The 13,336-nt window shown below is 33.0% G+C and carries 14 protein-coding genes; all 14 read left to right on the forward strand.

The window, feature by feature from the left end:
• Positions 1–829: 829 nt before the first annotated feature.
• The 14 genes from Cyrtocomes_RS00770 to tyrS all read left to right on the forward strand — a co-directional run bounded on the left by Cyrtocomes_RS00770 (position 830) and on the right by tyrS (position 13,194).
• Positions 830–1,687, forward strand: coding sequence for an outer membrane protein (locus Cyrtocomes_RS00770; protein ID WP_322497307.1), 858 nt, complete (start codon positions 830–832; stop codon positions 1,685–1,687).
• 32 nt (positions 1,688–1,719) lie between these two features.
• Complete coding sequence (locus Cyrtocomes_RS00775; protein ID WP_322497308.1) at positions 1,720–2,430, forward strand: hypothetical protein; 711 nt, start codon at positions 1,720–1,722, stop codon at positions 2,428–2,430.
• 36 nt (positions 2,431–2,466) lie between these two features.
• A complete protein-coding gene (locus Cyrtocomes_RS00780) occupies positions 2,467–4,206 on the forward strand; it encodes a hypothetical protein (RefSeq protein WP_322497309.1) in 1,740 nt (579 codons plus the stop codon).
• A gap of 237 nt (positions 4,207–4,443) precedes the next feature.
• Entirely contained in the window at positions 4,444–4,770 is a 327-nt protein-coding gene (gene trxA, locus Cyrtocomes_RS00785; RefSeq protein ID WP_322497310.1) for a thioredoxin, read from the forward strand.
• Between the two features lie 4 nt (positions 4,771–4,774).
• Positions 4,775–5,572 (forward strand): type I glutamate--ammonia ligase, encoded by a 798-nt coding sequence (locus tag Cyrtocomes_RS00790; RefSeq protein WP_322497311.1) that lies wholly within the window; start codon positions 4,775–4,777, stop codon positions 5,570–5,572.
• The gene (locus Cyrtocomes_RS00795; RefSeq protein ID WP_322497312.1) at positions 5,563–6,480 is read left to right on the forward strand and encodes a D-alanine--D-alanine ligase; all 918 of its coding nucleotides are present in this window, start codon (positions 5,563–5,565) and stop codon (positions 6,478–6,480) included. Before Cyrtocomes_RS00790 ends, Cyrtocomes_RS00795 begins: the two co-directional genes overlap by 10 nt.
• Complete coding sequence (locus Cyrtocomes_RS00800) at positions 6,462–7,214, forward strand: cell division protein FtsQ/DivIB (protein ID WP_322497313.1); 753 nt, start codon at positions 6,462–6,464, stop codon at positions 7,212–7,214. Before Cyrtocomes_RS00795 ends, Cyrtocomes_RS00800 begins: the two co-directional genes overlap by 19 nt.
• Before the next feature lie 25 nt (positions 7,215–7,239).
• Entirely contained in the window at positions 7,240–8,454 is a 1,215-nt protein-coding gene (gene ftsA / locus Cyrtocomes_RS00805; RefSeq protein ID WP_322497314.1) for a cell division protein FtsA, read from the forward strand.
• 85 nt (positions 8,455–8,539) lie between these two features.
• Positions 8,540–8,980 carry a hypothetical protein gene (locus Cyrtocomes_RS00810; RefSeq protein ID WP_322497315.1) on the forward strand — a complete coding sequence of 147 codons (441 nt, stop codon included), beginning with the start codon at positions 8,540–8,542 and terminating at the stop codon, positions 8,978–8,980.
• Positions 8,981–9,021: 41 nt separating this feature from the next.
• Positions 9,022–9,222, forward strand: a complete 201-nt coding sequence (locus Cyrtocomes_RS00815) for a hypothetical protein (protein WP_322497316.1) — start codon at positions 9,022–9,024, stop codon at positions 9,220–9,222.
• Between the two features lie 199 nt (positions 9,223–9,421).
• Entirely contained in the window at positions 9,422–9,742 is a 321-nt protein-coding gene (locus Cyrtocomes_RS00820; protein WP_322497317.1) for a hypothetical protein, read from the forward strand.
• Between the two features lie 91 nt (positions 9,743–9,833).
• Complete coding sequence (locus tag Cyrtocomes_RS00825) at positions 9,834–10,673, forward strand: hypothetical protein (RefSeq protein WP_322497318.1); 840 nt, start codon at positions 9,834–9,836, stop codon at positions 10,671–10,673.
• 72 nt (positions 10,674–10,745) lie between these two features.
• A complete protein-coding gene (locus Cyrtocomes_RS00830; RefSeq protein ID WP_322497319.1) occupies positions 10,746–11,948 on the forward strand; it encodes an FtsX-like permease family protein in 1,203 nt (400 codons plus the stop codon).
• The gene (gene tyrS / locus Cyrtocomes_RS00835) at positions 11,938–13,194 is read left to right on the forward strand and encodes a tyrosine--tRNA ligase (protein ID WP_322497320.1); all 1,257 of its coding nucleotides are present in this window, start codon (positions 11,938–11,940) and stop codon (positions 13,192–13,194) included. The genes Cyrtocomes_RS00830 and tyrS overlap by 11 nt, the downstream gene beginning before the upstream one ends.
• Positions 13,195–13,336: the final 142 nt, after the last annotated feature.

The following is a 13,336-nucleotide window of genomic DNA, read 5'->3' on the forward strand; positions in this document are numbered from 1 at the left end:
TTCGCTAAACTCAAAGAAAATCGACGCTTAGCATTACGATTTGAGAAATCCGATCTCTCTTTCCTTGCCTTTATAGCTTTAGCATCTATTAAATACAACTTTTGTTAACAGTGCCTATACAGTGTTTTGGTACATACTAGTTGTTATATTGGTGGTGTGACGCTGGAGAGTACTGGGTATTTAAATAAGAAATAATTGATAATCCTGCTGTGGTTAGGGGGTAACGCATGCAGTGGTATCAAATTATAGGCTGGGTGCCAGTTATAAGAATATGAAGAAAATAGCAAACATATATGCATATTTTGCTTTATTTTTGATGTGACATAATACTATAATTTCTTGAATCTTATAAATTATAGCTAAATCGCCATAAAAGAGTTACATGGCTAACTTTGAAAATACTTTAGTTATCATTGAGCTAAGTGTAGTAAAACGAATCATTATATAATTGCTTATATAGTGTATACAGCTTTAGCTATATTTTTGTTTATCTCCAGCTTCATTTAACGCATTTTTTGCAAAAATAGTATAATCAGGTTTGGTCGCTCTTTTATTTGAAGTTGCATACTTAATAATACTTCTTGCGTTACAACTTATTAGCCTTGTTTTTAATATGCTAATTTAACTTAAGTAACTATAATCGGTATCAGTAACTTGATTCTTATCATAATTAACAATCTCTATATTTCATTCAAGGCTTATAAGGTTTAGTTCGGTTTATAATGTCTATAGGGTATTTAAGGTTGTGCCATGATCTTAATATATCTTTTTACGTGTATTGAGTGGCATTGGCTCAATATTTTTATATTAATAACATTGATATATTGATTTGGTCGATATATTAAATGCTGCATTAATTTGGCACCATGTTGTCATTGCGGTATTTTTGTTTGGATTGTCTGATGTGGCTCATGTACTTTACTGTATTGTGTATCTTCTGTTCTTTTTGTGGCCAATAGTTGTTAGCGCTAATGAAGGTGTGCAGGTTGATGTTATATACGGTGTAGGTTTTTCCAACCAATTTAAGTTTAAGTATTTGGATAAAGGTGATTTTGGCGAAGTGGGTGTTTGTGCTTTGCATAATGCAGGGATTTCTATTGGTTATTCTTGGGATTTGGAGAAATATGGATTTATAAGTTTTATTAGTTGCTCGCTCTCTAATGAGAGCGTATATGGCTTGCCACTTAGCGATGCTAAAAGTATTTCCAAAAACTATCATTATGAGGTGGGGCATTATGCGGATATGCATACAATGCATGATAGGGATGCGCCGCTCAAAGATATTGTCTCTTTTGGTGTTTTTTCAAATAATTTGCTAGCTGGGCTTCATGTTGGCCTTGGTAGTTATAGTGGATTTTATCCATATATTGGCGTGGATTTAGGCGCATCTTTAATTATGTCTAGTGCCGTTATGTTAGAATTTAGTGGTGGTTATTATAGTCAATTTAGTGATTCGGGTAGTTGTGAAATTTATAAATCCAATTCGGTTTGGAATTTTGCTTATGGGGCTGATTTTGGGGTTTGCTATGGGTTAAATGATAAGATGGCCTTAGATTTTAGATACGCGTATCGTGATCTTGGGCAATTTATATTTGGGGAGAGGTGCTCCAAGAAGGTTCTTCTTGATGCTGAAAAAATCCCTTTATCCATACATAAGATAAGTTTGGGGGTGAAGTTTTTTGTCTAGTTTTCCATCTGCTTTATTATTATTTATACAGTATGTCCTTTATTGATAGGCTTGATCCGCTTAATGAGATTAGAAAAGAGCATAATTTAAATTCTTTTAATAAATCTATTTATGGGTTAGTGGATTTGTTTTTTCATGCATATAATATGAAAAAAGTTGCCGATTTTGCCACTGTTGGATTAAAAAACAACACCCTTTCTTCTATAGAAAATTGTACAGATGCGTTGAATAATTTCAACTATATGCTTAAGAAAAAGTCTGGAATTTTTTGGGATTTAGGTGGTGAATCTGATCTTGGTCCTCCTTTCTCAGAGAATCCGGCTCATTGGTATACGTTCGTTAAGAATTCAACTAATATGACGATCTTTTTTGTTCTTAATGTAAGAATACCTGATTCCATTGGTAAAGATGGTTGTGCCGGCATTTTTCACGATAATTTTGTAAAAAATGAGGATAACATTACGCTTGGAGCTTATGCTGATCGTGCTATCGAGGCTTCTGGTATTTTGCTTAAAGGTGTCTGTAGGATAGCTAAAGCTATGAAAATAAAGGAATTAGATGGGCTAGCTACTTCTATGGATGTTTTTTGCTCAAAGAAGTTGTCTTGGAAGAGTAATGCTGATGCTGAATTATGCAATGATACTGTGTTTGATAGAGGGGTGCTAGATGAGATTGTTACTCTCGATTTTACTAATGTTAATTCTGTTGATTTTAATAATACATTTTCTAGTTGTTTTGATTAATCAGTTATTTGTCTAGTTTATTTTAGGTTTGTGTTTATGTTTGTGTCTAAATATAATTCGCTTTTTCTGAAGTTAGAAAATAGTGCTTTTGATGAGGTTGTTGCAGAATTAAAAGCAAATAAGGATTTAAATCTAAAAGACTTTCTAAATGCAGTTGATTCAAATAAAAATTCACCGTTGCATCTGGCATTTTTCAGAGGTGGAAAGGTATTTCTTGAGTACGTTGCTAAAAACATTGAAAGTAGCCAGCGTGGTACATTATATAGCGATGAATTTATAGGGCTTCTATCAAAAGAAAATAGAGGGGGTTTTACTCCTTTATCAAGGTTGTTTTTCCAAGGCGCTTCTGATGAGTGGGTTATGGAGTCTTTTGGTCAAATTCTGGCTGCATTTTCTGATAAAAAGCATAAAAAGATGATTATTGAAAGTACTAATAGTGATGGTTTTAATATTTGGCATGGGCTTGCTAAGTATAAGATAGGAGCAAATGCCGCTGAAGATATTATTAAGATAATAAATTATAACTTGCCTAATTATTTAACAACTCCTGAAGGGATTGCACAATTTAATAAGGTATTAAAAAATGGATCACCTCTTCATATAGCCTTATCTCAAGGAAATATTGAATTTATAAATGATGCGCTAGAGCACTTTGATAATAATCGAATATTATTCGAAGCTGATGTCTTGCACTTTGCCGCTAAGCTTTTATCTAGTACTAAAGAATTTATAAGAGATGCAGCTATAGTGGTATTGGCTCAGGCATCTAAACTTAATGGATTTGCAGATTTTATATCATCCCAAAAAAATGGTGTAACAGTTTGTGACATACTACTTAAATCAGCTAATTTAGAGAGTCTTTTAGTGCGCTTTTCTAATGAGAATAAAGAATCTATTTTCGGTGAATTTGTATATTCGTTATCAAAACTTCCAAAACTTGATACTAATAATTCAAGTGAAATCCGTGTTCTTTGGAATTTTGCTCATGCTAATAAAGAAATGGAAAAAATGATGATTGGTATAATCTCTGAAAAAGTCTTGTTGAAAAGCGATGTTTTAAAAATTTTCCCAGATGAAATGGTAAAGTTGAGACTTGGGCAATTAGAATCAGATTATATTGCGCGGGTGACGAAAGTAGATTTGAGTAATATTAAGGATACGATTTCTTGCCTTAAAGATAATAGTAATCTTAAAAAATTTGAGCATATTGAGCGGCGCCCTGATAATTTTGGTAATAATTTGCATAAAGTCTTAAAGGAAAAAGTAGAAGGTATTTTTAGCCAATTTACTGAAATGGTTGGTGCTGCTCAAGACTTGAAGGTTTTAGATAATTTAGTACTTAATTACAAAGAAGTGTATAGAGAGATTTTTGTCCAATCGCTTGCTTATAAGTACTATAATGTTACTGAAAATGAATCTGCACAAAAATCCAGTCAGGATTTTAGCTTTTCTGATAAAATTGAGGAGGTTGATACGCTCGCCGCTCTAGTTAAATCAAATTTTGATTTGGCAGTAACTAAATTAAGTGAACAGTTACTTGTTAGTTCAGGTACATGCCTAAATGATACAATGCAATACCAAAACATAAGCGCAGCCAATGGCTGTCTAGATGCAATCAAAACGTTACACTTTAGTAATAAGTTAATTGACGGCTTGTTGGAGGTTGCAACTAATTATGTTGCTGCGCATGAGTATTGTGACCCTCTCTTCCTTGAGGACTGTAAGTGTTTTTTGGTCAATGAATCAGATACTGGTGCCATAAATATTGAGGTTTAGAGTAATGGTGTTCTGCCAGGAAGGGTTGGTTATCTGAAGATTTGGGTGGGGCGGTTTTAATAAGGGAGGTTATTGAATTATATGACACATGTTAATATTATTGTATGTGCCGTTTAAGTTGTGATTCAATTAATTATTTGATTTTATTAGTTATTCATATACTTAAAATACTCTATTTTCTTGACATATCCATGAGCATTGCATACGATCTACAGTATATTTGTATAATTTGGAAATATGGTGGGGATTGTAAATGATTCAAATTTCAATTCAAAGGTAAGCACCTCCTCTGGTTATGTATTGGTGGATTTCTGGGCGGAATGGTGTGGTCCCTGCAGAAGGCTTTTACCTATAATGGAAGAAATGCATGAAGAGCTGGGGGGTAAATTACAGATTGTTAAAGTGAATATAGATGATAGCCCTGAATCTGCCTCTGCTATGAGTATAAGAAGCGTGCCAACATTGATTTTATTCAAAGATGGTCAAAAAGTTGATCTAAAGGTTGGCTCATTATCTAAAATCGCCCTAATAAGCTGGTTGAAGTTGCATATTCCTGGTCTTTGATGATTTGGATTATGTTTCTATATTAAATATCCTTCTAGATAGGCTTTTATTTAAAACTGGATTTTCGCTGAGTGTTGGCTTGGAGCTTGAGTTTTATCTTCATGGTGCTGTTGGTGCCGTGGAGGATGATTTTATGCGTCACTGTGCTTCGCTTAAGATTGATAAAGAGAAAGGGCTTGCTCAGTATGAGTTTTCTACACCGTATTCTTCTGCTGATTGTGCGATTAATACGTTTTTCTCTTATAAAGAGGCGGTCTGCAAGTTTGCTCATCAACTTGGGTTGATTCCAGATTTTAGTTCAAAGCCATTATGCTCTGATTATGGGTCTGCGGCACATTACCATATTAGTCTACATGATGGAGAAAAGAATATATTTTCAGACCATTCTATAGAAGATAATAAGATACTTAGAAATGCTATAGATGGAATACTTGCTATTTCTGAGCTAAGTATTCCATATTTTATGGAGCAAGAGGGTATGAAAAGGCTGGTGCCAGGCTTTATGGCGCCAACGCATATATCGTGGGGGAAAAATAACAGAACAACAATGATAAGAATACCAGACTCTCCTTTAAAAAACAGGAGAATTGAATTTAGACTTCCATCACCTAAAAGTAATCCTTATAAGGTGTTAACAGCCCTAGTGGTGGGGATTTTATATGGGCTTGATAACAGAGCGAAACGGATAGATTGTACATATGGAAATGCGTATGATGCGCAATATTGCTTGCAGCCCATCATTTTTTCTAGTACAAAGCTAGGCCTATTTGATGAAATATTATCACATTATTTATGCTCATAGCACTTTTAGCTGGTGGTCTTTCTAGAGAAAGGAATATATCCATTAACTCTGCAAAATTCGTTCGTGACGCATTGGAGGATTTATCTCACGATGTGGTTCTTATAGATCCTGATCATTCTTTATGCAAAAAATTATTTGAGCTCAAGCCTGACATTGTATTTAATTGTTTGCACGGATCATTTGGTGAAGATGGTTGTATACAAGGTATGCTTGAATTTATTGGGATACCGTATACACACTCTGGTGTTCTAGCTTCTGCGCTTGCTATGGATAAATTTATGTCTAAGCATATAGCAACTTCTATTGGTATACCTGTACCGGATGGTATTAAAATTAATACTGATGAACTATTTTCATTAATTGAATCGAAAAAAGACCCAATTAAGAAGCCGTATGTAATTAAGCCTGTGCAGCAAGGGTCTACAATTGGAATTAGTTTACTTCTTGATGATCAGAGTAATTATCCAAAAAGGGAAGAGTGGGATTTTGGAAAATATGCAATTGTAGAGGAGTACATATCTGGTGCTGAGTTAAGCGTTCCAGTAATTGCTAATAAAGCTTTAGGTGTTCTAGAATTAAGGCCTAGTACTGGCTTTTATAATTATGATGCAAAGTATAAGAATGGTATAACGGAGCATATATATCCTGCTAATATTCCAGAAGAAGTGATAAATAGTGCAAAAAGATATGCTCAGATGATGCATGAGAAATTACAATGTAGAACTTTAAGTAGATCTGATTTTAGGTATGATGAGAGTAGGGGGGGATTATATTTCTTAGAAATTAATACACATCCAGGCCTTACAGAATTATCAATACTACCTGAAGTTGCTTTGTATAATGGAATATCCATGAAAGATATAGTATCACTGCTTTTGAAGGAAGCTGAATGCGAGATAAAAGCATAAAGCAGCTAACTAAATATATTAGTATAGAATCTCTTGGTAATGGAAATGAATTTGTTAATTATAAAATATATGCTTTTTGGGGCGTATTAAAAAAGTTAATACTATTGATATTAGCACTCATTCTTTATAGCCAAGCTAATTTAATTAAAGTACATTTTGAAAATCTATCATCTAGATTAGTTATAAAACATATTAAGTTATATAATGACGCACATAACTATTCAGATTTGTTTAATGGGCTAGAGGGGGTCTTTGTATATAAGGCGCAAATTACCGCATATAACAATATAAAGAAATCTAATTCCATAGATAGCGCAAGCATTAGGGTAGAAAATAACACTATCCATATAAATATACTTGAAAAGCAAATTATTGTTGTTTTGGTAATGGACGATAAGGCTTTATTTGTGGATATGAATGGTAATATTGTAAAAGAGGTAACTAACTATGACACTTCTTTGAAATCTATAAAAATATCAGGAAGCGGTATAGTAGAACTGTTACCAACATTTATTCCAAGGTTAATTTCATTAAATTTTATAGACAATATTTATTCTTTACGGTATTTAGGTGCGCAAAGAATAAATATTACTACAAATGATAATGTATTACTTAAAATAAATTTACAAACGTTAGAGAGGGCTATAACGCTATTTAAGAATAAAAAAGGCCTCTTTTTAAGGTTCGGTGTTATTGATTTTAGGCTTTTCCCGGCTAGACTTTATGCGAAGTAGTCGAAGTTTATATATAAATTATTAGGTGTTCAATATTCAGGCCAAATCTAACAATGCGGCGCTTCTAGATATAGGAAGTGATAAGATTTCTTGCATGGTCATTAAGCGATCGTCAATGGGGCAAATAGAAGTTCTTGGCTTTTGCGAAGTAGAATCTTCAGGTATAAGGGCTGGTAATATTGTAGATTTAGCTGTGGCCGCAAAAAGGATATCTAAAGTTGTTGAAGAGACAGAAAAAATTTCTGGTACTAAAATAAAAAAGGTTTACGTAAATCTTGCGTCTAACAATCTTATTTCAGATATATGTCAAGGTTCTATAGATGTAAGTGGTAGAGAGATTACAACACGTGAGCTGGAAAAATTGCTCATTTCTGCGTTAGATAAATATAAAGACCAAAAAGTGAATGTAGTACATTCATTTAAATATGATTACATATTAGATGGAAAAAGGGGAATAGTGACGCCTCTTGGTATGTATGGTGAATTACTTACATGCTATATACATGCGCTCCTAGTACCATCTAATATTCTTTCTAACATTCAAGGATGTCTTGCTAGGGCTAATCTTGAAATTGAAGATTACGTATCATCATCTTATGCATCTGCGCTTGCATGCCTTAGCGCAGATGAGATGAAATTAGGTACGTTATTAATAGAGTTTGGTGGTGGTGTTACCTCGTTTTCTGTATTTAGTGAAGGGCATATGATATTTACAGATGCTATAGGGATAGGTGGTATTAATGTAACAAATGATATTGCGCGAGCTCTTTGTATGGATTTTGCTGCATCAGAGCGAGTTAAGAGGTTACATGGAAATTTGCTATCAAATTCTAAAGAGAGCATAGAGGTTGATTCTTTAGATGATGATGAGCAATACATAGTAAAGCTTTCATCGCTTAAAGAAATAATAAAGGCTAGGGTAGATGAGTTATTAGAGTTTACTATGGGTAAGCTAGAAGAAAGGGAGTATATGGGAATAAGTAGTAGGCTTGTGATAACTGGTGGTGCTTCAAACTTGTGTTCATTAAAGGAGCTGCTTTCTTATAACTATTCATTAAAAGTTAGGTCCGCTCAGCAAAAGGTATTAAAATCTGATAAGTTTCCCCAAATATATGAGCCTAGTTCTACATGTATAGTGGGTATGGCGGTTCATGCTTATAATACCAGAAGGGAAATAATGCATCTAAATATTGGACGGAGAGAAGGTTTTTGGGGAAAAGTAAAAGATATACTATTTTAACTATTTATATAGGTACTACCGGGGTAATCATCACTAGTATACTTGATTGGTGGTTCATCAACTTTTGGTTAGTCTAAAATAAGATATGGATTATAAAGCAAGCTACTATAGTGCCATTCAAGATCCGCTTGAAAAGTGTCTATATAAAAAAATTATTGATAAGGCTGGTTATATTGCTGGTCTTAGGTTTAGATGGTTATCATCATTACAACTTAATAGTTTCAAATTAATAAGCCATAAATTAGGTAGGGTATTCGCGAAATCTTATAGCTTATATAAAGACAGTGGGTGGAATATTGATAGATTGAATGAATATCAATATATAGAAAGAGAACTCAGATATAATAAGGGGCGGGATGCAATATACGCAGTTTGCATATATCAATATAATCCCTCATTTTTAGAAATTAATAATAATGCCAGTGAGGAGCTTATAAAAAAAACAATAAGAGAAAAAGCTTATTTTCAAAGCGGTATAGATATGTTACGCGCCCTATCTTTAAATACTAAAACCTTTATATATTAACCAACATGCCATATATCAAAACAAATTATAAAAAGTCTGATTTGCGTGATAGTAAAGAAATAAAATCACTAATGCATACAGAAATAGAGAACATGATATATAAAACAGTTAATATGCTAATAGATAAAAGATTTAATGAATTTTTAAAGCTGAATTCAAATGACCACATAAATTACAGCAATGATCAGATATTAGCCAAGATAGCTAAGGTTCTTATAACGTATGGGTTAAATAATATATAGATAAGGAACACGTATAGCCTCTTTATAAGAGGCTATATATTTGAAAAGCTTTTAGTATACGTAAATTATAGTTGTTGAAACATGAGATTTTCACCTATGTTTAATGTTAATATTTACTAAGCCAATATTAGCTATTGAAGTAATCTTCTGCAAATGCTAATCTTCAATTTAGTCTTTATATTTTAGATCGGGTCTTTCCATGCTTAAGCTCATTATAAATATTGTAATCTGGTCTTTTGTTTTATATTTTGTACTATCGTTTTTTGTTCCACAAAATGTTTTAGATGATAGAATAAATGAGATTGCAATTCCAATATTTCATAAGCTTGGTATGCAAGATATAAAGCATTTTAAAGATGTTTTTAATGGATTTGATAATTTTGATTTTTCTGAATTTGTGAATAATATTTCAAAAAAATTCTCTGAAGTAATGGCTAAAGTCAAGGATGCGATATCTGGTGGTGTAAAGATCGAGGATGTGACTGATACCTTAAAAGAAAAAGCAACTGGACAGCAATAAAAATGCTTATGGTTGAAGGTCAAGATATATTGTTTTGCTTTAAAAGGGATATTTGATAGTTTGCTCGTTTTTGGGCTTGTTTGAGTATTTTATGCGTCTGTCTTGCTTTTTAGCTTCTATCTTAATCATATTTTTTATACATAGTACTGCCTATTCAGAAAAATTAAAACTGAATATAGATTCAACAATACGGTTTGTTGATGACCCTAGAATATTGCTAAGATTTTCTGGTGCAAAAGAATTAGAAGATGTTAAGTTTGGTGTTATTTCGGTAAGTGAGTTATTGCCATCTTCGATTCGTAATTCATTCCAATTTGGAGTAATGAAGGGTGATAAAAAGCTATATGTGGGGAATATATTTGGGACTGATAATATTATATCTGTAGTACCAAAGCATTCATTAAATAATGGTATGCAGAAAAAGTTAGCTACATATAGTGATTCTTATAATCCAGTTCAATTTACGTTTTCTGATAAGATTACAGATAAGCTCATTTATTCAGTAACATACGTGCCCATTACATCTATAAGTGATAGTTTAGGGGTTAAAATTTCCTTAATAGGAGGGCTTAAGTACAAAGGTAATGTTAAAAATACTTCATTTACTACTTATGCTATAGGTGGTTGTATGGCAGATTATGCTTCATATGAGCTTGGCGGTAGCCTAAGTTATCTAGGTGTTACACTCAGTATGTGTATAGGTAAATCACCAGTACCTCAGGATATATATATGATTATAGGCCTTCAGTATGAAATTGGCGCAGTATCCTTGGAAGTTGCCAATATTATTTCAAATGAACATAGAAACAGCGCGACAATCTCTTATAAAATTAGCAAGGGATTTTCCATTTATTCTACATTCATGCATTCATATGATACTCATCATAGTAACATGCTAGCTTTTGGGGTAAAAAAAGATTTTTTTACATAGATAAAATCATGATACAAGTTTTGAATGAAAAATATTTAATAGAATTGCTTTGTGAATAAATATTTTTTAGAAATGTGGCTCGCTTGGAGGTATATTAAAGCTAAGCATAGAGAGGGTTTTATTTCTGTTTCCGCTTTATTTTCATTTTTAGGAATTTTTATAGGCGTTGCATCTTTAATAATTATCATATCCATAATGGATGGATATGAGAGGGATTTTATCAGTCGGATGCTAGGAATTAATGGTCATATTACTGTGATTGACCCACCGGATCCTAAAAATCTGCTTATGGATATAAAAAAATTACCAAATGTAAACTTTGCCGCAGAGGTGCTTTTTGAAAATGGCATCATAGCTAGCAAGTATAATTCTAAGGGGGTTTTTATTAGATGTATGGAATTTGTGGATATAATGGAGAAGCCGATAATTTCAGGTGATGTGAAGAATATTAATGAAGAATTTGGAATAATACTTGGAGAAGAGGTGGCTATGGAGATTAATGCCAAAGTAGGCGATAGTATCAAGCTTATTTCAACTATGATAGATACCAGTGCAATTGCCTCTATACCTAGAAGTAAAACATTCAAGGTAAGTGCTATATTTAATTCTGGTATGCATGAATATGATTCCACAACAGTCTTTATACCGTTGAAATACGGTAAGATGCTTTTTTTAAATTCTAAAGAAGAATTTGGTTATATAGAGGTAATAACAAAAGACATCAGCCTAATAGATAGTGTTGTTTCGCAGATTTTAAATATAGACAGGAGTTTAGAGGTGGTTGATTGGAAAAGAAGTAATAGAGCTTTGACGGATGCGATAGAGATGGAAAGGAATGTAATGTTTTTTATACTATTTCTAATCATTATTGTTGCATCTTTTAATATGATTTCTGCCATAACTATGATGGTGCAGAGTAAAAATAAGGAGATAGCTATCTTAAAGATTATGGGTATGGAAAGTATATCAATTATGCGAATTTTCTTATTTAGCGGATGTATTATATGCTTTAGTGCTACATTCCTTGGTATGTTATTTGGTATTATTGTTACTTTAAACTTAGAGAATATAAAGTTTTTTATTGAAAGTATGCTTAGTATAACAATTTTTGATCCACAGGTATATTTTTTAAAGAATATACCTGTTAAGCTTTCACCACTGACTGTGGTTTATATATGTATGCTATCAAGTTGCATTTCTATACTTTCCGCTTTATACCCTTCGTTTAAAGCTTCAAGGAAGATGCCCGTTTCTATTTTGCGTGATGATTTATAAATCTGAGTTTTTAAACGTATTAGGTAGTAGGGGGTACATTAACCAGTGTACTGATCTACATGCGCTAGATGAAAGTGCATATAGTGGGAAATTGATTGGGTATATAGGGTTTGATTGTACGGCAAGCTCTCTACACGTTGGTAGCCTTATACAGATTATGATGTTAAGGAGAATGCAGCAGTGTGGTCATATGCCCGTAGTATTGCTTGGAGGCGCTACGACTAAGATAGGCGATCCCTCTGGTAAGACAAAAGAACGGCAAATTTTAGAGCATAAGCAAATAGAGGAAAATAAAGAATCAATACTTAAATCTTTCAAAAATTTCATAAATTTTGATGTGGAGGTAATAGTATTAGATAACAATGAATGGCTCTCTGATTTAAATTATATCGATTTCTTGGATGCTTATGGAAGATACTTTTCTGTAAATAGAATGCTTAGCTTTGATAGTGTAAAGCTACGTTTAGAAAGAGAAGCGCACCTTTCATTTTTAGAATTCAATTATATGATATTGCAGTCGTATGATTTTTTGAAGCTTAACGAATTGCATGGTTGCGCGCTACAGATGGGTGGATCTGATCAATGGGGTAACATAGTTAGCGGTGTTGAGCTGATAAGAAAAAAGACTGGTAAAGAAGTGTATGGTCTTACTTCAGAATTACTCGTGACGAGTTCGGGTGTTAAGATGGGAAAGACAGAAAAAGGTGCGGTGTGGTTAAATGAAGATATGCTAAGTTCATATGATTATTGGCAATTTTGGCGCAATACATCGGATCAAGATGTAATAAAGTTTTTGAAGCTTTTTACAGATATAGAACTTGTAGAGATAAATAGATTATCACAATTAAAGGACAAGGACCTTAATGAAGCTAAGATCTTATTAGCAAATGAATGTACAAAAATGTGTAGAGGTGAGGAAGCTGCATCTTTGGCCTATAAAACTGCTAGTGCTATCTTTAGTGGTAATTCAAGTGATTTTGAATCAGCCACACTTCATGAAGTTTATATGAATGCTAGTGAAGTATTTACTATGCCTGTGCATAAGGCTTTTCTTATAGTGGAGCTTGCCAGCTCTAGCTCTGATGCTAAGAGGTTAATAAGGGGAGGCGGTGCTAGGATTAATAATAATGTTGTACAGTATGAAAATAGGTTAATGTGCCAAGAGGATTTTCACAATGGTGTGTCAATGCTTTCGGCCGGAAAGAAGAAGTATGCTATACTGAAATTAGTGACTGATGAAAAATGAGACAAAGTATGTCACTGAATTAAAGATCGTTTTTATATTATAAACAAGTAGGGTTTTAAAGAGGATGGTTTCTTAGAGGAAAGTGTTTTTTCACTGAGCAACATAACTAAAATATATTAATATGATGGCCAAAAACACCTGC

The organism is Candidatus Cyrtobacter comes (assembly GCF_034470605.1).
Taxonomy (GTDB): domain Bacteria; phylum Pseudomonadota; class Alphaproteobacteria; order Rickettsiales; family Midichloriaceae; genus Cyrtobacter; species Cyrtobacter comes.